This window comes from Pelagicoccus sp. SDUM812005 (assembly GCF_031127875.1).
Classification (GTDB): Bacteria; Verrucomicrobiota; Verrucomicrobiia; order Opitutales; family Opitutaceae; genus Pelagicoccus.
This window is the reverse complement of sequence record NZ_JARXIA010000008.1, coordinates 1-21742: the sequence shown is the minus strand read 5'-3', so window position 1 is coordinate 21742 and position 21742 is coordinate 1. Positions and strand designations below refer to the sequence as shown.

At 61.6% G+C, this 21742-nt stretch carries 14 protein-coding genes; 4 read left to right on the top strand and 10 right to left on the bottom strand.

Translation table 11 applies throughout. The annotated features are described in order from the left end of the window. Positions 1 to 105 precede the first annotated feature (105 nt). The 3 genes from QEH57_RS10930 to QEH57_RS10920 all read right to left on the bottom strand — a co-directional run bounded on the left by QEH57_RS10930 (position 106) and on the right by QEH57_RS10920 (position 3548). A complete protein-coding gene (locus QEH57_RS10930; RefSeq protein ID WP_309006764.1) occupies positions 106 to 945 on the bottom strand; it encodes a hypothetical protein in 840 nt (279 codons plus the stop codon). 230 nt (positions 946 to 1175) lie between these two features. Continuing rightward, positions 1176 to 1781: a hypothetical protein gene (locus QEH57_RS10925; RefSeq protein ID WP_309006763.1), complete on the bottom strand. Its 606-nt coding sequence runs from the start codon at positions 1779 to 1781 to the stop codon at positions 1176 to 1178. Positions 1782 to 2105: 324 nt separating this feature from the next. Continuing rightward, positions 2106 to 3548: a hypothetical protein gene (locus QEH57_RS10920; protein ID WP_309006762.1), complete on the bottom strand. Its 1443-nt coding sequence runs from the start codon at positions 3546 to 3548 to the stop codon at positions 2106 to 2108. Between the two features lie 346 nt (positions 3549 to 3894). Between QEH57_RS10920 and QEH57_RS10915 the strand changes: the two genes are divergently transcribed. Further along, positions 3895 to 5979, top strand: a complete 2085-nt coding sequence (locus QEH57_RS10915; RefSeq protein WP_309006761.1) for a TonB-dependent receptor — start codon at positions 3895 to 3897, stop codon at positions 5977 to 5979. Between the two features lie 40 nt (positions 5980 to 6019). Here QEH57_RS10915 and QEH57_RS10910 read toward each other — a convergent pair whose 3' ends face one another. From QEH57_RS10910 to QEH57_RS10885, 6 genes are all read right to left on the bottom strand, one after another. Beyond that, positions 6020 to 7930 (bottom strand): ATP-binding protein, encoded by a 1911-nt coding sequence (locus QEH57_RS10910; RefSeq protein WP_309006760.1) that lies wholly within the window; start codon positions 7928 to 7930, stop codon positions 6020 to 6022. After that, positions 7927 to 8487, bottom strand: coding sequence for a YfiR family protein (locus QEH57_RS10905; protein ID WP_309006759.1), 561 nt, complete (start codon positions 8485 to 8487; stop codon positions 7927 to 7929). Before QEH57_RS10905 ends, QEH57_RS10910 begins: the two co-directional genes overlap by 4 nt. A 119-nt stretch (positions 8488 to 8606) precedes the next feature. Continuing rightward, the gene (locus QEH57_RS10900) at positions 8607 to 9602 is read right to left on the bottom strand and encodes a PmoA family protein (protein WP_309006758.1); all 996 of its coding nucleotides are present in this window, start codon (positions 9600 to 9602) and stop codon (positions 8607 to 8609) included. A 64-nt stretch (positions 9603 to 9666) separates the two neighbouring features. Then, on the bottom strand, positions 9667 to 11226 hold the full coding sequence (locus tag QEH57_RS10895; RefSeq protein WP_309006757.1) for a TolC family protein: 1560 nt from the start codon (positions 11224 to 11226) through the stop codon (positions 9667 to 9669). Beyond that, on the bottom strand, positions 11223 to 14294 hold the full coding sequence (locus QEH57_RS10890) for an efflux RND transporter permease subunit (protein WP_309006756.1): 3072 nt from the start codon (positions 14292 to 14294) through the stop codon (positions 11223 to 11225). Before QEH57_RS10890 ends, QEH57_RS10895 begins: the two co-directional genes overlap by 4 nt. Before the next feature lie 8 nt (positions 14295 to 14302). Further along, positions 14303 to 15475: an efflux RND transporter periplasmic adaptor subunit gene (locus QEH57_RS10885; protein ID WP_309006755.1), complete on the bottom strand. Its 1173-nt coding sequence runs from the start codon at positions 15473 to 15475 to the stop codon at positions 14303 to 14305. A gap of 171 nt (positions 15476 to 15646) precedes the next feature. Here QEH57_RS10885 and QEH57_RS10880 point away from each other — a divergent pair, with 171 nt between their 5' ends. After that, the gene (locus QEH57_RS10880; protein ID WP_309006754.1) at positions 15647 to 16723 is read left to right on the top strand and encodes an amidohydrolase family protein; all 1077 of its coding nucleotides are present in this window, start codon (positions 15647 to 15649) and stop codon (positions 16721 to 16723) included. A 36-nt stretch (positions 16724 to 16759) separates the two neighbouring features. Here QEH57_RS10880 and QEH57_RS10875 read toward each other — a convergent pair whose 3' ends face one another. Continuing rightward, the gene (locus QEH57_RS10875; protein WP_309006753.1) at positions 16760 to 18010 is read right to left on the bottom strand and encodes a GTP-binding protein; all 1251 of its coding nucleotides are present in this window, start codon (positions 18008 to 18010) and stop codon (positions 16760 to 16762) included. A 145-nt stretch (positions 18011 to 18155) separates the two neighbouring features. Between QEH57_RS10875 and QEH57_RS10870 the strand changes: the two genes are divergently transcribed. Further along, on the top strand, positions 18156 to 20984 hold the full coding sequence (locus tag QEH57_RS10870; protein ID WP_309006752.1) for an insulinase family protein: 2829 nt from the start codon (positions 18156 to 18158) through the stop codon (positions 20982 to 20984). A gap of 122 nt (positions 20985 to 21106) precedes the next feature. Then, on the top strand, positions 21107 to 21391 hold the full coding sequence (locus QEH57_RS10865) for a hypothetical protein (protein WP_309006751.1): 285 nt from the start codon (positions 21107 to 21109) through the stop codon (positions 21389 to 21391). The last annotated feature ends 351 nt before the right edge of the window (positions 21392 to 21742 follow it).

The following is a 21742-nucleotide window of genomic DNA, read 5'->3' as shown; positions in this document are numbered from 1 at the left end:
GGGAGGAATGATTGGAAGTCTTTTGGGATTTGGAAGGCGAGAGGGGCACGAAAAAGCCGACTTGTGTCAAGTCGGCTGATGAAAGGGACGGGCCTAGGGCCGTGTTTATTGGGCGTCGCGCTGGGCGTTTTCGTTTTCTTCGGCCTCGTACTTCTTGAGGAGCTCGAGCTGCTCTTGGGAGTGGCGGGTGATTTGCTCGAGGCCTTCGCGGACCTGGCTGGGCGGCGTCTCGGCCCAGGACTTGGCGAGGCGCCAGGAGAGGTTGTTGATGAGGCTGAGCGGGGTCTTGAGTCGCTCCACCAGGATGGAGGAAAGGGGGGCGTGGCTGCCGGTGCGGAGCTGCTGGTCGCTTTCTTCGAGGGCGGTTTCGAGCTCGCGGTTGGCTTGCTTGAGTTCGCGGCGCAGGAGGAGGAGCTCCTTCTCGAGCTTGGCGACGGCGCTTTGCTCGGCGATGACTTGGGAGTCGCTCTTTTCCTTGGCTTCGGTGACGGCTTTGAGCTGGCCTTGCAGGGCGTCGAATTCGTCGGGGGTGACTTTGGAGAGTTCGGTGATGCGCTCGATTTCGCCTTCCATGCGGCTGACTTCGTTTTCCAGGTCGGCGGAGCGCAGGGCTTGGCTTTCGATGAAGTGCTTGAGATGGTCTTCCTCGAAGTTCTTGCTCTTCTTCTTGAAGGCGATGGAGGCGGTGCCGAGCTTGGTTTGGTTGACTAGCTCCTCGGTGGGCTCGACGAGATGGGAGCCGATGCGGCGGAAGAGAAGGAAGTTCAGGACTAGGAGCAGTCCGAGCAGTGGTATCCAGAGGGCGGATACGGGAAGCTGGATCAGTTCGGAAAGTTGCTGGCGGTAGGGCTCGAGGGGCGGCAGGGCGATGGCCACTACGATGAGGACTTGCAGCGTCTGGATCAGCAGGGCGTGGCGAGCGAGGATGGACTTGGACGTTTTCACTTACTGTTGGTTGGCTGTAAAGTTAGTTGCTGGGCCTTCGCTAGTGCAAATCGGCCGCAGGTAAAGGTCAAACGGGAGGGCCGGGCGGCTCGGATCTGCCCGAGGACTACGTTGCGGCGGCGACGCGTGTACTGGGGACAGGGGGCGTGGGGCGCTGTTCCAAGCGGCTTTCTCGGGGGCGCTCCTGCGGGAGCGGCTGCGGGTGCCGAAGGGTGAGGCCTAGGGGAATCCTATTGTCCGCCTAGGTAGATGGAGGCGTCCTTGTCGCGGGTGCGCAGGGTGTGCAGCTCGCGCTCGAGGGCAGCGATCCGGGAGCTTTGGTTGCGGTTTTCCTGGCGCAGGAGGCTGAGGTCGTAGTTGAGCTCGTTGCGGATGCGTCCGTAGCTGGTGACGAGGTCTTCGAGTTCCTCGACTTTGCGAAGGTGGCGCTCGGCGTTTTTGCGAGCGGAATAGAGTTCTTGCTCCATGCGGGATATTTGCTCGGCCCGGGCGTTGGCTCGGTCTTGGGTGAGACAGACGAAGTCGCGGATGATGCGCAGCTCCTTGAGCTGGCCGTAGGCGGTGTCGTGGGCGACGGTCCCGAGGGCGCACTGCTCGCTGAGCGACTGGGTGGGGGAGCAGAGCTTGTTTTTCAGTTGGAGGGAAAGGGCGAAGAGAAGGGAGAGCGATAGGGGGGCGACGAGGATCCAAAGTTGCTTCGGGGCCAGGCCAAGGGTGGCGCTGAGGGCTTCGCGGTAGGGAGCGAGGGCGGGGAGCAGCATGCCCGTGAGGGTGACTGCGATGACGATGGCGCAGGCTAGGAAGTGGGCGTTGATGGTGGATCGGTAGGTCTTCACGGCGGTCGGTTTCGGAGCTCTACATGCGGCAAATTGCGCGCCAAGCTTCTCGGGCGCTCAAAAGTTGGATGCTCCCTATTCATAGGCGGTGGCAGGGGGCTTGCGAGCTGTAAGCAAGTGCCTTACGTCGACTTACGAAGGCGTTATCCGCCCGCTCCTGGCCGGACTTCGAACCCTAGGGTTCGGAGCGGGAAAAGGGAGGGGAACTGGGAGCGGCGGGCGGTGGTAGCCCTAGCGAGTGGCCGCCGCGGGCGCGGCGGCGGCCTAGCGACTGGCATGGTTTGGTCCGCTTGCGGGCGGGGCTTCAGCTAGGAGCGGCGCCGTTTATTTGCTGAGGGCGAAGACCTTGGTGGAAGGGAGGCGCAGGAGGGTGACGTCGACGATGGTGGTGCGGAAGCTCTGGATGAGGGCTTGGATTTTGGTGGGAGTGAGCTTGATGCTGAGAGGGGCGAAGGCGATGTCGTCGGACTGGTCTTCGTGGGCGGTGATTTCGAGGTGCACGGTGGTGACGTTGTCGAGCAGCTCGGTCCATTTCTTGGAGCGCTTGTTGAACTGCTGGGTGCGCAGGTAGAAGGTGATGATGCCTTTGGTCTTCTTGTTGAGGTGCTTGTCCTCGATCATGCTTTCCAGCTTGTTTCGGGAGGTGTTGAGGGGGGTGGACTTGATGGTGATGTCGAAGTCCTCCACGGGGGCTCCGAATTGGTCGCGCAGGCGGAAGATGAGCTGGGCGTGTCCTTCGTACTGGCATTGCTTGTTCCACTCCAGGGCGCTGGAGCGGAGTTTGGCGGCTCGTTGGAAGGTTTTTTGGCGGGCGGCTTCGAAGGCGAGCACGGCGGCGGAGTAGTTGGTTTGCGAATACGGAGTGGCGATGGCCCGCTTGACGAGGGGTACGATTTCGTCGCGGTTTTCGGAGCCGGTGACGATGCCGATCTTGTCGCCGAAGTGGGCGGTTTCGAAGGCGATGGAGAAGGGGACGGCTTGGCGCTCGGAGGCGACGTCGCTGAGGTCGAACTGGTAGATGTCGCTGGTGTCGAGGATTTCGTTCTCTTGTCGCTTTTCGATGAGCTCCTGGAGTTGGTCGACGCTGAGGCTGAAGGCGTCGGAGGTGGGGGCCACGCGCAGGAGGTTGTAGTTCAGGTTGCCGGCGGAGGTGCGCACGGTATTGTCGGAGGAGTCTTCCTTGACGTAGCGCACGGGGATGTGGCGCATGGCGGGGAGGGTTTGGGAGCCGATGATGCAGAATTCCTGGACTTGGTAGTCTTGGTACATGTCGTTGCCGGTCTCGGTGAAGTGGCTGTGCAGGTCGATGGTTTTGCTGGCGCCGAACTCGAGTTCGTCGAGGACTTTGACGCCGCGGCCGGTACCTTGGAAGAAGCGGGCCCAGCGGGCCAGTTGTCCGCGGCCGATGTGGGCGAGGCCGCTGCCGAAGTTGGCGCCGGCGAGGTGGACAAGGTTTTGGATGGGGCAGGGCTTGGGGCTAAAGCGTTTGATCCAGTTTCTCACTACGAGGGCGCCGGTGCTGTGGATGATGACGTGGAAGCCGTCGGCAAGGGTGTCGGCGTGGGCGGCGAGGGCCCGGTCCATGGCGAAGCTGATGTCGTCGAGGGAGACTCCGTCGCTGAGGGAGATCCAGCGGGAGAGGTTGATGTCGAGGGTTTCGGCTCCGAATTCCTTGCGGAGGGTGGCGGGCAGGGTGCCGTAGATGTCTTGGGCGGTATTGTCGGCGCCTTCGGAGGAGTAGCCGTGGATGAGGACGATGGGTAGCATGTGGCGTTGGGTTGGATTTAGGAGGAAGGTAAGACGCAAGGAATAGGGCCGCGGGCCACGGGTGTCGAGTTTTCCCCGTGGCAGGTGGCGCCGGGTTGCCTGAGATTATAGGGGCTAATACTTGGTTAGGCTGCGTTTTTTGGCTAGTGGGATTGCTTGCCTTAGTTTCCGTGTTGGAAAGGATGGGTTTGGGTTTGCATGACCGTGTGTATCAGCGCGTTTGGTACCTAGTCATCACCTGCAGCTTCGCGGCTGGCGCTTGAAAATGTTCCGGCATTGATTCTGATATGGGGTATCTGCCCCTTATAACTTTTTCTTCTACGTTCTCCCGATGATTTTTAGCAACTTGAACAAGTCTCTGGTATCCCGTTTTGCTGCGCTCGCCGCCTTGGGAGGTGGCAGCTTTGGGTGGGCGGAAAGCTTGGATGTGGCCTCGTTGTCCTTGGACGAGCTGATGGAGGTGGAGGTGACGACTCCGGGCAAGGTTCCGGAGGCGATCCGCGATACGCCGTCGAGCGTTTACTTGATCGGGCGCGAGGATATCGAGACGTTTGGCTACACGACTTTGACGGAGGTTTTCGAGAACGTCCCCGGCTTCTACAACATCGACAACTACACGGGGGTGAGCGGCAACTTCGGGATTCGCGGGTACTGGAACGGGCGCTCCCAGAACAGCAGCGTGGCGATATTGGTGAACGGGGTGCCGCAGATGCGGCAGGACTTGTTCGCGACCCCGATGGAGGGCCTTGGAGTACCAGTGGAGGCGATCGACCGGATCGAGGTTTCGCGTGGGCCGAACAGCGTGATTTACGGGAACGGGGCATTTTTCGGGGCGATCAACATCATAACCGACGGTTCCTACAGCGACGATTTGTTTAGCGTGTCGTACGGCTCTCGAGGCACGACCCGCATGGCGGGCCGCTGGTCGGAGTTTGGCGACGACTACCATGTGATTGTCAATGCGGGCTATTCGGAGACGGATGGCTACGATCACGACCTGCTGGACATGGTGGGGCCGGAGCGGGCGGCTTTGCTGCCGGCCTTTGGGGTAACGCCGGAGAACAGTTCCTTGGCGGGGCGCTTGGAACAGCGTTCCGAGTTTCTGCAGCTGTCGGCGGCGTGGAAGCGTTTCTATTTCGAGTACAGCTTGAACGAAGCGGACGTGGAGTCGTATTCCGGTTTTCCTGCGGTGGCGGACGGAAACCTCCGCTCCAGCGAGAATGCCCGTATCGTAGCCGGCGTGGAGGTTCCCTTCGGCGAGGACTTCAGCTTGGATACGCGTTTGACCTACAACTCTTTCTACAGCGAGGAGGACTACGACGCCTTGTTTCCCGGGTTTGAGGGGATCAATACGCGCGATTTCGACAACTGGGAATGGGAGTCCTTGCTGACTTATTCTCCGGGTTCCAAGCTGCGGGTGCTGGCCGGCGTGAACTGGCAGCGGATGCAGAACTTTTTCGAGTACACGCACGTGCCGGCGGTGGGCTTGCTGCATGAGGCGGTGGTGATCGACGAGCGCGATATCCACTCCATCTTCGGGCAGGTGAGCTATCAGCTGAGCGAGCCATGGAGCGTGGTGGCGGGCTTCCGCGAGGAGGAGATGAGCAGCTTCGACCGTTTCGTGTTCATCGACGAGCCGATTGACGGAACGCCGTTGCCGGGCGGTGCGAAGGGAGGCTTCAAGAACGGAACGCCGCGCGTGTCCCTGATTTTCCAGCCGAACGAGTCGCAGGTGCTCAAGTTCATGGTGGGAGATGCGATCAAGATCCCGAACTTCAACGACCCGACCTTCGAGTCGGAGCGAATTCGCACCAGCGAGATCAACTATACTTGGTCTTCCGAATCGATGGTTTTGAGCGCCAGCCTATTCCATAATTCCTTGAACGACTTGTTGATCCAGGCTCTCGACGTCGAGGCTTCCGGTATGATCGACACGGATCTTTTGCGTGGTGGAGAAGTGGATACGGACGGTTTGGAGCTCTTGTTGATCCGCGATTTTTCGGATGCTTTCCGGGCGGAGCTGGGAGTGACGATGCAGGAGTCGGAAACGGTGGAAACACCGGATGGCCGCTTGAGCTATTCGCCCGACTTTTTGGCTCATCTCAAGCTTTCCTACAAGAGAGGCGACCTATCTATGGCATTGCTGGGGCGTTACGTGGACGATACGCTGGCGTTCTACAATGTGGACGAGGAAGCGACTCCGCTTTTCAAGGATGGCTATTTTGGGGAGTCGGCGGACAGTTACGCGCTAATGGACTTGAACCTACGTTGGGAGCAGGTGTGGGAAAACGTGTACCTGAATCTGCATGTGAAGAATGTATTCGATTCGGAAGTACGCTACCCGAGCAATCCGATCAATGGCTTGCTGCTGGACCGTGGAAACATCGGTCCGGGGCGGGGGATCACGCTCAAGGCTGGAATCCAGTTCTAGTGTTCGGCTAGGCCAGCTGGCTGGCGGCCGCGAGCGCGCTTTAGGCGAGCCACTTGTGGATGATCTGGTTGAGGCGCTCGGTGTTGAAGGGCTTGGACATGGAGTCGTCCATGCCGGCTTCTAGGCATTGTTCGTTTCCGCGGGAGGTCACGTGGGCGGTCATGGCGATGATGGGGGTGCGCTTCCCGTTGGTTTCGAGCTTCCGCAAGGCGCGGGCGGTTTCGTAGCCGTTCATCTTGGGCATTTTTATGTCGAGGATGATGAGGTCGAAATCTTCTTTTTGGGCCAGTTCGACGGCTTCCGCGCCGCTGCGGGCGCAGCGGACTTGGTGTCCGCTGTCGACGAGCATGGTTTCGCCGAGCTCGAGGTTCACCATCTGGTCGTCGACGAGCAGGACCTTGCACTTTCGTTCGGAGCGAGCGGGTGAGAGGGCGCTCGATTCAATGGGGTCGGGGTCGGCGTCTTCGGAAAAGTCGACGGGGATTTCGACCCAGAAGGTGGAGCCGACGGATTTTTGGCTTTCGAAGTCGATGCTGCCGCCCATGGCGTTGACGATCTTTTGGGTGATGGCGAGGCCGAGTCCCATGCCGCTGTACTGGCGGGTCAGGCTGACGTCGATTTGGGAGAAGGGTTTGAATACGCGGTCGCGGTCTTCTTCGCTGATTCCGATTCCGGTATCCTTAACGCTGATACGCAGGAGGGCATCGTGGCCGCGGGCGGCTTTTAGCTGGGTGCGGATCTCGATGCTGCCGGAGGGGGTGAACTTGAGGGCGTTGGCGACGAGGTTGAGCACGACTTGCTGGAGCTTTACCTTGTCGGCGCTGATGGCGCTTGGGGGGCTGAGGACCTCGCTATTGTCTTGGTGCGCGTAGCTGAGCGCGACGCGTTTTTCCTGGGCTTGGGGGAGGAGGAGGTTGACGACGTTTTGGCAGAGGCGTTGGTAGTCGACGGGCTCGAGGTTGAGGCTGATGGCTCCGCGTTCGAAGCGGCTGTAGTCAATGACGCGGTCGATGAGGCTTTGCAGGTGTTCGGCGTACTGGCGCACGAGGCCGAGCTGCTTGCGGTCTTCGGCATCCCTGTTCTTTCGCAGGAGGATTTCGACGTATCCAATGATTGGATTGAGGGGGGTGCGCAGTTCGTGGCTGATGACGGAGAGGAAGTCGTCCTTGGCGCGGCTGGAGGCTTCGGCCCGGTCGCGGGCTTGCACGAGGTCGTCGGATCGGCTTTCGATCTCGGCCATCATTTCGTTGAAGGCGTCGACGAGCTGTCCGATTTCGTCGTCGCTGAGGCGCTCGTGGCGGGTGGAGAAGTCGTGGTCCTGGGTGATGCGCTCGGCAGTTTGGGCGAGTTCGACGATGGGGCGGGATACGTGGTTGCCGAGCTGTTTGGCGAGGAAGACGGCGGTTCCGAGGGAGGCGATACAGAGCGAGACGAAGATGAGGGTTCTGGCTAGGATGAAGTCGTTGAGCTCGCCGAGTTCGGCTTGGAAGACGAGGTATCCGTCCAGGTTGCCTTTGGGGGAGATGGCTTGGTTGACGGTGATGTAGTTGCCGGAGATGCGGGTCACGGAGTCCATGCCGGGGAGCGCTTGCTGGGTATCGAGTTCCTCGCGGTGGAATTGGGCGAGGATGGTGCCGTCGAGCAGATAGACGGCGGCGCAAGTGATCTGCTCGCGCTGGGAGAGCACGGAGATCATGTCTTGGGCGTCGTAGCCGTCGCGGAAGCTGACGGATGACTCGAGGTTGCTCGCGGTCATGCGGGCGGTGGCCTTGTATTCTTCGAGCAGTCGGCCGCGGAAGGAGGTCATCTCTATGAAGAAGGAGGCGAGCATGGAGATGACGGTGACGATGCCTGCCACTGCGGCGATGAGCACGACCAGCTTCTTGCGGATGGAGAGGTTTTGGTAGCGCTGGAAGATCGGGCTAACGTTGCCTGGTTGGGGTGAGCTCATTCTTGCACGATCCGGGTTGCGAGTCTCAGGAGCTTGGCGCGGTATTCGATGCCGCGTCGCTTGGAATTGCCCAAATGGATTTCGAATCCGAGACGTCTCTGTTTCTTGACGAGGTTTACGAGGCCGCCTTGTTCGAGAAAGCCTTCGAAGGAGCCGACCAGCACGATGGGGCGTTCCTCGAGTTTCTTGATAAGGCGGGGGATTTCGGTTGGATCGGGCTCGCTGAAGACGAGGACGTCGCAGCGATACAGGTCGCCGTGAGGCGTCTGCGGGGTGATGCGGGTAACAAGAAAGCGGTCTTTGAAGCGCGGGTCGGCGAGGAGGGATTGGTAGGCGAGGTAGGTTGCCTCCGAGTTTACGATGCCGATGGTTTTGGGGGCGGCCGGGTCTTTGGCTTCGTCTGCGGGCCATTCTGTGAATCCAAGGAGCTGCAGGGTCATGGCGGCTTCAATGGTGTCTTGCTCGATGGGTTCCGCCAAGGCTCGCATTCCCATCAAGCCTGACAGCAGGCAGGCGAAAATGCAGGTGGCCTTGATTCCACGCGGAAAGAAGTTCATCGGATACGACAGGGCGAGAGCAGGAGTTAGGCTGCTCTTTCTAGCGATGCGTTCCCCCAAGTCGATAGCGAAGAAACCCTAGGGACCGGAGAATTCGGGCTTCCGCTGGGGCGGGAGCCTTAGCGCGAGTGAGTCGCGGCTAGCTTCTGCCATTCGGCGTCGATCTCGTGGGCCGAGATTTTGCCGGAAAAGACGATCATGCGGTAGCGCAAGCGGTAGGTCTGCCCCGGCTCCAGCGTCCAGTCCTGGGTTTTGGTGGGGGCGAGGTTGATGAAGGTTTCGCCGTTTTGGTTAGCTTTGGCCCAGACGCGTAGGGGGCTAGGGGAATTGTAGTTGCTGGGGTGTGACAGGATGGCGATGCCGGCGGTTTGGCCGGCGAGGGGGCCTTGGCCGAGAACCCAGCGGGCGCGGCTGCCGTCGGCGCTCTCGCGGGTGTTGCCTTCGGAGGTGAGGAGGCTGCTGTTTTCGTGGTTCCAGCTGGCGGGACCGCGCCAGCAAAGGCCGCCGTAGCGGTATTCGACGATGGTGAAGGGATCTTCGGTGCCGCAGCGGTATTCGCTAACGATGTCGAGGTAGTAGCGGTCGGGGTGCTCGGAGGCGCTGGCTTGGATGCGCTGCGTTTCCAGCAGGGCGACGGTTTCGCTGCCGTCTTCGTTGAAGGCCACGTGCTCGTGCAGGACGGTGACGGCGGCGGAGTCGGGGCTTTGGCTGAGCTGCTGGAGTCCGGCGAAGCGTACGGTGCCTTGCTTTTTCTTGAGGTTCCAGAAGTCGATTTCTTTGCCCCGGAAGGAGGTGCGCGTCCAGGGATTCCAAATGCCGTAGTGGTGGTAGTGGTCGTCGGGCTGGATACGGGTGAGCTGCTGTCCGGCGAGCGAATTCACGGGATGGATAAAGCCGCTGCGGGCGAAGGCGGGATCGACCCCTGCGGGAGCGGGGTAGGTGGCGTGTTGGTAGCTGAGCAGGGGCTTGCCGTCGGCGGTGACGAAATCGTAGCGACCGTCTTGGTCGGCGATGGTGACGAAGCTTTTGGGCTGCGGGGTGGCGCAGGAGGCGAGGAGGAGGAAGGAAAGGTGAAGGGTGAAAAGTGAGAGTGAAAGGGGACTGGGGTTAGGCATGGGTGGGGTGTAGGTGGATGAGGGTGATGGGTGATCGGGGGGGATGGATGTGAAGACTAAGATTTCATAGGGAGAGGCCGCGGCGTTCCAGGAGGCTGCCTTCGGCGAGGTAGAGGTCGATGAGGGCGAGGCGGTAGGAGACGAGAGCCTCCACTTCTTGGATACGGCTGGCGAGCAGGTCGCGGCGGGCGGCGGCGACTTGCAGGGCGGTGCTGGAGCCGACCTCGAGGCGTTCGACTTCGCCTTGCACGGTTTCTTCGAGGTGTTTGCGGATTTGTTCGGTGGCTTCGATTTGCTGGCGGGCGCGTTCGACTTCGTTGGCGGCGAGTCGGACGTCGAGGCGGACGATTTGTTCGTGGTTGAGGACGGCGTCGGCGGCTTGCTCGCGGTTGGCGCGGGCGATGAGGTCGCGGCCGCGGGCGGCGGAATTGCCGAGGGCGTGGCTGAAGCTCAGCCCGGCGGTGACGTCGTAGCTGTCTTCCTGGATGTTTTCGAAGGATTCGAAGAAGGTGTCGGCGTAGCCGGTTTTTCCGAGGGTTAGGAAGAGGTCGAGCTGGGGGAGGAGTCCGTTTTTGGTGACGATGGTTTGCAGTCGATCTTGGGCGAGGCGGAGGCGGGCTTCGTTGAGATCGGGGCGCTTTTTGAGGGCGAGCTCGATACGGGCTTCGATTTCGTGGAGGGGCTCGTGGTCGACGTCGGGCTCGCTGCTGGCCTGGATTTGGAAGTCGAGGGAGCCGTCGAGGTTGGCGTTGAGGAGGCGGGCGAGGCGGTAGCGTCGCTCGGCGAGGTCGGCTTTGGCGTCGATGAGGGCGCTTTCGCGGCGGGCGACTTCGCCTCGGGAGAGGGCTCCGTCGGTTTGGGAGAGGGAGCCGACTTCGATGCGGCCTTCGATTTCGTCCCGTTCGCGGCGGGCTAGTTCGAGGGAGCTTTGGAAGATGGCGATTTCTTCGCGGGCGAGCACGTATTGCCAGTAGGCGGTTTCGACTTCGGCGACGAAGGCTTCGGTGTAGCCGCGCAGTTCGTATTGGCTGGCGAGCGTATCCAGTTTGGCCTGACGGATGGAGGCGAGGTTGACGGCGGGGCCGTAGCCTTGGAGGAGGGACTGGGTGATGCTGAGTCCGAGGCGGGCTTCTTGCTGCTCGGAGGTGCGGTTGGAGATGGAGCGGTCTTGCTGGATGGAGAGGTCGATCTCGGTGCCGGTGGCGAGGCTTTGGCTGATGCCGATCTCGCCGCTGGCGTCGCGGCCGGTGACGCTGAACTGTTCGCCGGTGGCGCGTGAGGTTTCGGAGACTTCTTCTTCGCCGGCTTCCAGCTCGGCGTAGAGCTCGGGCTGGAATTGGCCGCGTTCGATGAGTTCGAAGGCGCCGGCTTTGACGGGCTCCAGGGTTTGGATACGCAGCTCGCGGTTACGTTCGAGGGCGGTGTAGATGGCTTCTTCGACGGAGAGGGTGAGCAGTTCTCCGGGGCGGGCGAGAGGTCGGGGCTTCCACTCGATGTAGGGGGTTACGCTCCGGTCTGCGACGGTGGGAGCGAGGGTCGCCGGGTCGAGGGGTGGCGTTTTGGATACGGAGGCGCAGCCGCCGAGGAGGGAGCTTGCGAGGAGGATGGAAAGGGTGGGTTTCATTGAGCGTCGCTGCTGCTGCGCTTGCTGTGGACGATGGAATAGACGACGGGTGTAAGGAGCAGGGTGATGGCTGTCGAGCCCACGAGGCCGCCGATGACGGCGCGGGCGAGGGGGGCTTGGGCGTCGGCTCCTTCGCCGATGCCGAGGGCGAGGGGGAGGAGTCCGAGCACGGTGGTGAGGGTGGTCATGAGGATGGGGCGCAGGCGGCGTCGGCCGGCTTCGGCAACGGCGTCGCGGGCTCCGGCGCCTTCGAGGCGGAGCTGGCTGGCTTGGTCGACGAGCAGGATGGCGTTGTTGACGACGATGCCGCCCAGCATGATGCAGCCGATGCCGGACTGGAGGTTCATGGTGGTGCCGGTGAGGATGAGGGTGAGGATGACGCCGATGGCGGCCATGGGGACGGCGACCATAACGATGGTGGGGTCGCGCAGGGACTCGTATTGGCAGGCGAGCACCATGTAGACGAGCATGATGGCGAGGCCGAGGGCGATGCCGAGTTCGTTGAAGGTCTTTTGTTGTTCTTCCCAGGCGCCGGTGATGCGGAAGGCGTAGCCGGAGGGGCGTGGGATTTGGTTGAGGGCGGCTTCGATTTCGGTGGATACGTCGCCGAGGGCTCGCTTTTCGAATTCGGCGTCGAGGGTGACGAGGCGTTGCTGGTCGCGGCGTTCGATTTCGGAGGGGGCGCGGCCGAAGTCGGAGGTGACGAGGTTGCGCAGGGCGACGAGTTCGCCGGAGGGGGTGCGGAGGGTGAGGTCGAGCACTTCGTCGATGGAGAGGTGTTCGGCGTTGGCCATCTGCACGAGGATGCGGTAGGAGTTTCCGGAGGTTTGGTAGTTTCCGGCGGTGGAGCCGGCGATGGCGGTTTGCAGGACTTCGGAGACGTCGCGGGCGGAGAGGCCGAGGTCGGCTACCTTGTCGCGGTCGATGGTGATTTCTTGGCGTGGGGTGCCTTCGTCGAAGCTGGTGTCGACGTCGGTGACGCCTTCGATTTGCTCGATGCGGGCTTTGGCGTCGAGGGCGAGCTTTTCGAGGGTGGGGATATCGGGGCCGCGGACTTCGACTTCGATGCCCTGTCCGCCGCCGCCGAGGAGGCGGTTGAGGAGGTTTTGGCCGCGCGGGGCCCAGGCTCCGGCTCGCACGCCGGGGATTTTTCCATCGAGGAGGGTGCGCAGCTCTTCGGCGATTTCGGCGTTGGAGCGGCTGCGTTGGCTGGCGGGCACGAGGTTGAAGCTGATATCGGCTCCGTCGCCGCGGACGTTGGTGACGTGGGAGATGGCTTCGGGGACGGCGGGGATGGCGATTTCTTCGATGCGTTTGGCCAGCGTATCCACGATTTCGAGACGGGTGGAATTTTCGGCGCGCATCCAGGCTCCGACTTCGCCTTCGTCGCTAGGCGGCATGAATTCGCTGCTGATCATGGGGGCGAGGAAGAAGCTGAGCACCAGGGTGGAGCCGGCTCCGACGAGGACCCAGCGGCGGTGGCGCAGGGCTTTGTTGAGCATGCGCTTGTAGTTGCTCTCGAGGCTTTGGAACCAGCGTTCGGAGGTTTCGGAGAGGCGGCGGAAGGGGCTCTTTTTCTTCTCTTCCTGGGAAATTTGGGCTCTGAGCAGCTTGGCTGAGAGCATGGGCACGAGGCTGAGCGATACGACGAGCGAGCAGACGAGGGAGAAGGATACGGTGTAGGCGAGTTCGCGGAAGAGGATTCCGGATACGCCTGGCACGAAGATGAGGGGGAGGAAGATGACGAGGGTGGTGATGGTGGAGGCGATGATGGCGGTGGCGACTTCGCGGGCTCCGCTGGCGGCGGCGACTTTTGGGACTTCGCCTTCTTCGTCGCGGCGGCGGAAGATGTTTTCCAGGACGACGATGGAGGAGTCGACCATCATGCCGACGCCGAGGGCGAGTCCGCCGAGGGACATCATGTTGAGGGTGAAGCCTCCGAAGTAGAGCAGGGCGAAGGTGGAGATGATGGAGATGGGGATGGCGAGCGAGATGACGAGGGTGGAGCGCCAGTCGCGCAGGAAGAAGAGCAGTACGAGGATGGCGAGTCCGCCGCCGTAGAGGACGGAGCGGGAGACGTTTTGGATGGAGCGTTCGATGAAGTTGCCCGAGTTGGAGACGGGCACGATGTTGATGAGGGGGAAGTCTTTGTTGGTGCGTTCGATTTCCTCGAGGATGGCTTGGGAGACTTCGACGGTGTTGGCGTTGTCTTGCTTGCGGATGGCGACGCGGATGCCTTGCACGCCGTTGACGCGCACGATGCGGGTCTCCTTTTCGTGGGTGTCCTTGACGAGGGCGACTTGCTCGAGGGTGACGGTGGTGCCGTCTCGCGTATCCACGACGGTGTTACGGATTTGGTCCAGGTTTTGGAATTGGGCGGGGGCGCGGAGGGAAATTTCGTAGCGGCCTTCTTGGATGGAGCCGGAGGGGCGGTCTAGGTTGGAGTCGCGCAGGGCTTGCAGGATTTGGTTGAGGGGGATGCCGAGGGCTTGCAGGCGTTGGCGGTCGATCTCGACGCGGATTTCGCGGTTGTAGCCGCCCCAGAGGTCGACCTGGGCGACGCCGGGGACGCGGGAGAAGCGGAAGCGGATTTCGTTGTTGATGATGTCGGTGAGCTCGACGGGGTCGATGTCGCCGGAGACGCCGAGGATGACGACGGGGAAGGAGTCGACGTCGAACTTGGAGACGCGGGGGCGTTCGATGCCGTCGGGGAGTTCGTTGATTTCGTCTTCAAGGGTGGCTTGGAGCTCGAGGGCGGCGGCGTTGATGTCGGTACCCCAGGAGAAGCGCACGCGCACGCGGCTGTTGCCTTCGCTGGATTCGGAGGTGACTTCTTCGACGCCGGGGACGGTGGAGATGATTTCCTCGATGATTTGGGTGACGAGGGTTTCGATGACCTCCGGGCTGGCGCCTGGGTAGCTGGTTCGGATGCTGACGGTGGGCAGCTCGATGCTCGGGAAGAGGTCGATCTTGAGTCGGGCGAGGGAGACGGAACCGAGGACCACCACGATGAGGGTGACCATGGTGGTGAAGATGGGGCGTTTAACGCTGAAGTCGGAGAGGCTCATGGCTCGGATCAGAGGGGGCTGGCGTCGGGGATGGTGATGGAGGAGCCATCGTCGAGGAGGTGTTGTCCGAGGACTACGACCCGTCCCTTGAGCGGGGGCTCGAGGACTTGCACGGATTCTTCGGAGCGGATTCCGGTGGTGACGGCTTGCCAGCGGACGGTCTTGGCGTCGTCGGAGATGAGGAAGACGCCGGTTTCGGTTCCGCGTCGGGAGAGGGCGGCGTAGGGGATGACGGTGGTGTCTTCGACGCGGTCGAGGGTGATGTTGGCTCGGACGAACATGCCCGGCTTGAGGGAGTGGTCGGGGTTGGCGAGGGAGAGCTCGACGCGGGCTTGGCGGCTGCTTTCGCGGAAGACGGGGGAGATGCGGTCGATTTTGCCTTCGAAGGTTTTCTGGGGGAAGGCGTCGGTGGTGAAGCGTGCGGTTTGACCGGGTTGGAGGAGGCCGTAGTCGCGTTCGGTGACGTAGATGACGGCGGTGATGGGGTCGAGCTCGACGATCATGAGCAGGGGTTCGTTGGCGGAGACGGTTTCGCCTTCGTCGACGTAGCGTTCGGCGACGACGCGGCGGTCTTCGTCGCCGGACCAGTCTGCGGTGATGCGGGTGTAGCCGAGGCGGATGCGGGCGGACTCGAGGGAGGACTCGGCGCGGATGACTTGGGCTTCGGCGACTTTGACTTGGGCTTGGCGGGCAAGGAGCTCGGCTTGCACGTTGTCGTATTCGGTTTCGGAGGCGATGCCGCGTTCGCGCAGGGTGGTGGTGCGTTGGTCGGCCCGTTGGGTGATCTCGAGGGCGCTCTTGGCTTCGGCGAGGTTGGCTTGGGCGACGGCGAGGTCGGCTTCGGCTTGGCGGACGGCTTGGTCGAACTCGGCGGCGTCGAGGATGGCGACGGCGTCGCCGCGGCTGACCACGTCGGAGATGTCGACGGGGATGTCGTGCACGCGTCCGGCGACCTTGGGCGCGACGACGAACTTGGAGTGGGCTTCCAGGGCGCCGCTGAAGACGCGTCGCAGTTCGATGGCTCGGTGCTCGACGGGGGCGACGGCGACGGCTGCGGCTCGGTTTCGTTGCTTTTCTTCCGCTTCGTCGCCGGAAGGTTTGAGGAGGAAGTAACCGAGAGCGGCGAGGCCGGCGAGGGCTAGGATGGCGAGGGGTGCTTTGGATCTTTTATTGGAGGACATGATGAAGAGGGGCGCGGGATCTCCCACACATGTGGGACTTACGGCTGCGAAAGGTGTATGAATGCCGCTTTTTAGCGAGGATTGAAAGGGGGTGGAAAGCGGGAATTCTCGGCGGGGCTGGCTTCGGCTTGCGGGCTTGTGCGCGGAGGCGTTTGGGGATTGGGTGGTGGGATGCTTTTCCTCTTGTTGTTTTTGGGTGCGCTGGGGTGCTTGGCCTTGACGCGGGCGCTGCTTTGGAAGGGCCCGATGGGGCCGGTGGCGGAGGCCTTGCCGGAGGGGGTGGTGGACATGCATTGCCATACGGCGGGAATCGGGGCGGGCGGGAGCGAGGCTCGGATCTCGGCGGCTTTGCGGGCGAGCTGGCGGTTTCGGGTGTACTTGAAGATCTTTGGCTGTAGCGAGAAGCTGCTGACGCAGCATGGGGATTGCTTTATCATGGATGGGATCAACCGGTCTGTCGGGGAGTCGAAGCGGGTGCGCGCGGCGGTGATTTTGGCGATGGATGCTCCGTATCGGGACGACGGGTCGCTGGACGAGGATGCGGTGGAGGTGTGGGTGCCGAATCGTTTCGTAGGGGAGGCGGTGGCGGCCTACGAGCACTTGCTTTTCGGGGCGAGCGTGCATCCGCTGCGTCCGGACGCCTTGGAGGAGCTGGAGTGGTCGAAGGCGAAGGGGGCTGTATTGGTAAAGTGGTTACCGAATATCCAGAACATAGATCCGAGCGACGAGCGCTTGGCGCCGTACTACCGCAAGCTGGTGGAGCTGGACTTGCCTTTGCTGACGCATACGGGGCACGAGGATTCGTTTTCGCGGACGGACAATCGCTTGGGGGATCCGAAGCTGCTGGAGTTGCCTTTGAGCTTAGGGGTGCGGGTGATCGCGGCCCATGTGGCGAGCGCAGGGGAGAACGAGGGGCAGTGCAATGTGGAGCGGCTGCTGGAGTTGATGCCGCGGTTTCCGAACTTGGTGGCGGATATTTCGACGCTGACTCAGTTTAACCGTAAGCGGTTTTTGCCGCGGGTGCTGAGGGAGGAGCGTTTGCGGGGGAGGCTGCTCTACGGGACGGATCACCCGTTGACGAATACGCCGATGGTGTCGGCCTGGCTGTATCCACTTCGTCTGACGCTGGGGCAGATGTGGCGGATTTCGCGGGTGGGCAATCCGTGGGATCGGGACGTGATGCTGAAGGCGGCGCTGGGCGTGCCGGCCGAGGTGTTCGAGAGAAGCGGGCGGTACTTGGGCGTTTAGGCGGCCTGACTTTGGCGATCGACGGGGCGAGCTTGACTAGTCGACGAGGCAGGCGTCGAGTTCGGCTTGCAGGCGTTCGCGGTCGAGCTTGAAGCCGATGAAGACGAGCTCTTGGCGTCGGTCGCCGTGGGGGGATTCCCATTTCTTTTCGACTTCGCCGGGGATTTGGGAGCGGTCGATGTTGCCTTTTTCGAGGGCGGTGATCCACCAGGAGCCGATGAAGTCGCAGCGGGTGGTGGAGCCGGCGATGGAGAGGAAGCCGACTTGTTGGTCGTTGCCTTCGATCCAGCAGTAGCCTTTGGCCCGGAGGAGGCCGGGGATGGAGGTGTTGATGACGTGGGCGAACTTGTCGGCCTGGAAGCGCTTGCGGGAGCGGTAGACGAGGGTGACGAGGCCTTGCTGGGCTTTGGCGATGGGGTCGAGCGCTTTGGAGATGCTGGGGAAGAAGAGGCTGCTGGGGGAGTTGGGGACGGGGCGGAAGAGCGGGGGCGTTTCCTTGTCGTCGATGGGGTCGGCGGGGCCGGCTTCTTGGTCTTGCTTGTTGAGGCTTTGCAGCCAGCTGGCGCCGGAGAGGGTGGCGTCGAGGTCGAAGGAGCCGTTGTGCAGGATGGCGGAATTGGGGAGCTGGCCGTTGACGCACTCGTGCTTGGTGGCGCGGCGGTTGAGCTCGTCGAGGATGACGCGGACTTCGGTGAGCTCGCCTTCCTGGAGCACGTCGGTCTTGTTGAGGACGAGCAGGTCGGCGCACTCGATTTGCTCGATGACGAGCTCGAAGACGGGGCGTTCGTCCTCTTGGCGGAGGAGTTCGCGGGAAGCGCCTTTGGCGGCGTTGGCTTTCCACTCGCGGAGGAAGAAGGCGGTGTCGACGACGGTAACCAGACTGTCGATACGGACGACTTCTTCGAGGGACTTGCCGTTGGGGCCGGGGGTGAGGAAGGTGTGGACGATCTGGGTGGGCTCGGCCACGCCGGTGGACTCGATGACGATGTGGTCGATGTTGCCTTTTTTGGCGAGGTCCATGACGGCGAGGGCGAGGTCGCCTTGGATGGTGCAGCAGATGCAGCCGCCGGAGAGCTCGACGACCTCGTTTTGGGGCTGGCCTTCGAGGGTGCGGACTTCGCTCTGGATGAGGGCGGCGTCGATGTTGACCTCGCCGATGTCGTTGACGATGACGGCGATGCGTTCTCCGTTGGCGTTTTTGAGGAGGTGATTGAGCAGGGTGGTTTTTCCCGCTCCTAGGAAGCCGGAGAGGATGGTGACGGAGAGCTGTGGTTGGGATTCTGGCATTGCGGGCTCCGTTTTTAGGGGCGGAGCGGGGAAAGGGAAGGATTTGTTTTTTGGGGGCGAGGACGGGGTGCGGGGGATTCTGGGCGGAACGAATTGCTAAATCGTTTTTCTAGGCCAAGGGTTGTTCTCTTCGTCCCCTTGTTAAATGCAGTTCCTATCCAAGCTTGTATCCGCTTTTCTTTTAATTGCCCTCCCGGCTGTGGCCTGGACCCAGCTTCCGGAGGATTTCGACATGTCGGCTCCGTTGCCGGTCGATCCCGAGGTGCGGGTGGGGGAGCTGGACAATGGGCTCCGCTACTACATCCGGAAGAACGGGCGTCCGGAGAATCGGGTGTCGCTGCGTCTGGTGGTGAATGCGGGGTCCTTGCAGGAGGAGGACGACCAGCGCGGGATCGCCCACTTCCTGGAGCACATGGCGTTTAACGGAACCAAGAACTTCGAGAAGCACGAGCTCGTTAACTTCTTGGAGAGCATCGGGATGCGATTTGGCCAGCACTTGAACGCGAGCACGTCCTTCGACCAGACCATCTACAAGCTGGAGGTGCCTTGGGACGATCCGGAGGTGATCGAAAAGGCGTTTTTGATTTTGGAGGATTGGGCTTCGAACATTTCCTTGGATCCGTTCGAGATCGAGGCGGAGCGCGGCGTCGTGGTGGAGGAGTGGCGTTCCGGCCAGGGCGCGGGGCAGCGGATCCGCGACCAGCAGTATCCCTTGATCTTCTTCAATTCCCGTTACGCGAAGCGCTTGCCGATCGGGTCGATGTTTGTGGTGCAGAATGCTCCGGCGGAGCGTTTCGCCGACTTTTACCGGAAGTGGTACCGTCCCGACTTGATGGGGGTGATCGCGGTGGGGGATTTTGATCCCGACGAGATCGAGCGCCAGATCATCACTCGGTTTTCGCGGCTCGAGAATCCGGAGGACGCCCCGGAGCGGGTGGAGGCGGAGGTGCCGGACCACGAGGAGACCCTGTTTTCGATCGTTTCCGATCCCGAGATTACGAGCATGTCGGCCCGGGTGTACCTGAAGCTCGACCAGGACGAGGACGAGACGGGGGAGGACTACCGTCGCCACATGATCGAGCGGATCTACTTTTCGCTGCTGAACAAGCGCTTGAGCGAGCGGACCTTGGAGGCGAATCCGCCCTACATCAACGCCAGCGTGGGAGCCACGGGGCTGGCTCGGACCAAGCGGGCCTACGTGATGTCGGTAGGACTGGTGCAGGGCAAGGTGCAGGAGGGGATTTCGCTTTTGATGGCGGAGGTAGCCCGGGCGAGCCGAGAAGGCTTTAGCCAAAGCGAGCTGGATCGCGTGAAGGCGGACTTGATTCGCGGCATGGATCGGGCCTACGAGGAGCGGGAGAATACGCAGTCGAGCGTATTTGCCAGCGAATACACGCGAGCGTTCACGGTGGACGAGCCGATTCCCGGTATCGCTTTGGAGCGGGCCATGCACCATGCCTTCCTGAAGGACTTGGACGTGGAGGAGGTGAATCGGGTCGGCGACGTTTTCCGCAAGGAGGAGAACCGGGTGATCCTGTTTACGGCGCCGGAGGCGGAGGGTTACGAGCTGCCGAGCGAAGAGACTTTGCTGGCCGCATTGGAGGCTGGCCGGGCCATGGACTTGGGCGAGTACGTGGACGACGTGTCGGACGAGCCCTTGCTGGCGGAGATTCCGGAGCCAGGCGAAATCGTGCAGGAGCGCTTTCACGAAGAGGTGGAGGTTTACGATTGGACCTTGTCCAATGGGGCGCGGGTGATCGTGAAGCCAACCACCTTCAAGAACGACCAGATCCTGATGTCGGCTTACAGCGAAGGTGGCAGCAGCTTGGTTTCGGACGACGAGTTCATTCCGGCGATGACGGCGACGATGTTGCTGGGCGAAGCGGGTATTGGTCCTTTCAATACAATTCAGCTCGAGAAGAAGCTGGCGGGCAAGACGGTGCGGCTCTCGCCTTCGATCGGGTCCACTTCCGAGTCGCTGAGCGGTTCGACGTCTCCGCAGGACTTGGAGGACTTTTTCAAGCTGGTGTACTTGCAGATCACCGATCCGAACGAGAAGGATTTGGACAAGGCTTACGAGTCGGTGAAGTTTCGTCTTTCGGAGATGGTGGCGAATCGCAGCAAGTCGCCGGGGGCGGTTTTCCAGGACGCCATCGAGGAGGCCTACTATGGCGACCATCCGCGTCACCAGCCTTTGGACATCGATCGTCTGCAGGAGATGGAGGCGCGGCTTTCGCTGGAGATCTTCAAGGATCGCTTTCAGAACGCGGGCGACTTCACGTTTGTCTTCGTGGGGTCGATCGAGGTCGATTCCTTCCGCGAGTACGTGCGCACCTACCTGGCCAGTTTGCCGACGCGCGAGGGGCCGCCGGAGAAGGCGCGGGAGCTGGGCGACAAGCCGAAGTCGGGCCGCCTGTCGGTGGACATCAAGAAGGGCTTGGAGGAGAAGACGACGGTACGGGTCTTTTTCAACGGGGAGGCGGAGTGGTCTCCCGAGAACCGGTACGCTTTGGCCTTCGCTCGCGGCTTGCTGAACATCCGCATGCGCGAAGTCTTGCGCGAGGACAACGGCGGAGTGTACGGGGTGAGCGTTTTTGGGTCGCTGGGACGTTTGCCGAGCGGCTCCTATTCGTCCGGCTTCGGGTTTTCCTGTGATCCGGGGAACGCGGAGAATCTGGTGCGCCTCGGCTTGCTGCAGATCATCGAGCTGCAGGAGGAGGGTCCGCGTCCGGAGAACGTGCAGAAGGTGCGCGAGCTGCACCTGCGCGAGCACGAGCGCGGGCTGAAGGAGAACGGGTTTTGGCTGAACAATTTGGTCGGCATGGTGGCCGAAGGGCGAGACTTCGAGGAGATCCTGAGTTTCCCGGAGCGGGTGAAGGCTTTCGATGCACAGGCGGCCCAGGAGGCGGCGGTTTTATATTACGATATGCGCAATCTATTGGTCGCCTATCTTCGTCCTGAATATGAGGAGTGATGAATGGACCCCCACCCCTAGGCCCGCCCCCGATCCGAGTTTAAGGTATGATAAATCCGTGAACTCTGTTAGTTTTAGCGGGTCGTTAATTGCGACTTATCAAAACCTACAAACGCCAACCAATGACCGATACGACCACATCCCGTGACCTCGCTAAGAAGATCGAATGGATCGGCTTGCGAAACCTGTCTTACTACGAGAAGGAGCGTGTACGTAACGAACTTGTCGAAGTGAGTTGTTACCTGCCCCGTCTTTTGGCTTTGGCTCTCTGGAGCTACTATGGCCAACGTCCCCCTGAGTACATGATCACCCGCGGCTCGGAAAGCAGCCTGCAGACCTACCGCGAACGAGAGAAAACGAAGACCTACATCCGCGAGTTGATGGCGGACTACAGGGAAGAGGACTGAAACCGATTTTTGCGAAAGACCGCCGGAAGGCGGTCTTTTTTTGTGAACCGGGTTAGGGCTGGGGTGACGGGGGATTGGGTTTTGCTTTTTTGGCCCGCAGATTACGCGGATCTTTTTTGGTTTCTTGGGGGTGGTGGCGTGAAAGGGATCGCTCTGATGAGCGAGGAGGCCGGGCGCAAAGGTGGTGGTGGGATGCGGTTGTGTATTGTTTTTTTAAGCACAGATCGAGTCTGCGTCAGGTCGGTTGACCTAGAGCGTTTTCGTTTAGTTAGTCGTACTGTGTGATGAGGGAAACGCGGCGTGCCCGGCGGTCCCGCCCTACCTTATGCGAATGATCAAACGAAAAATGCT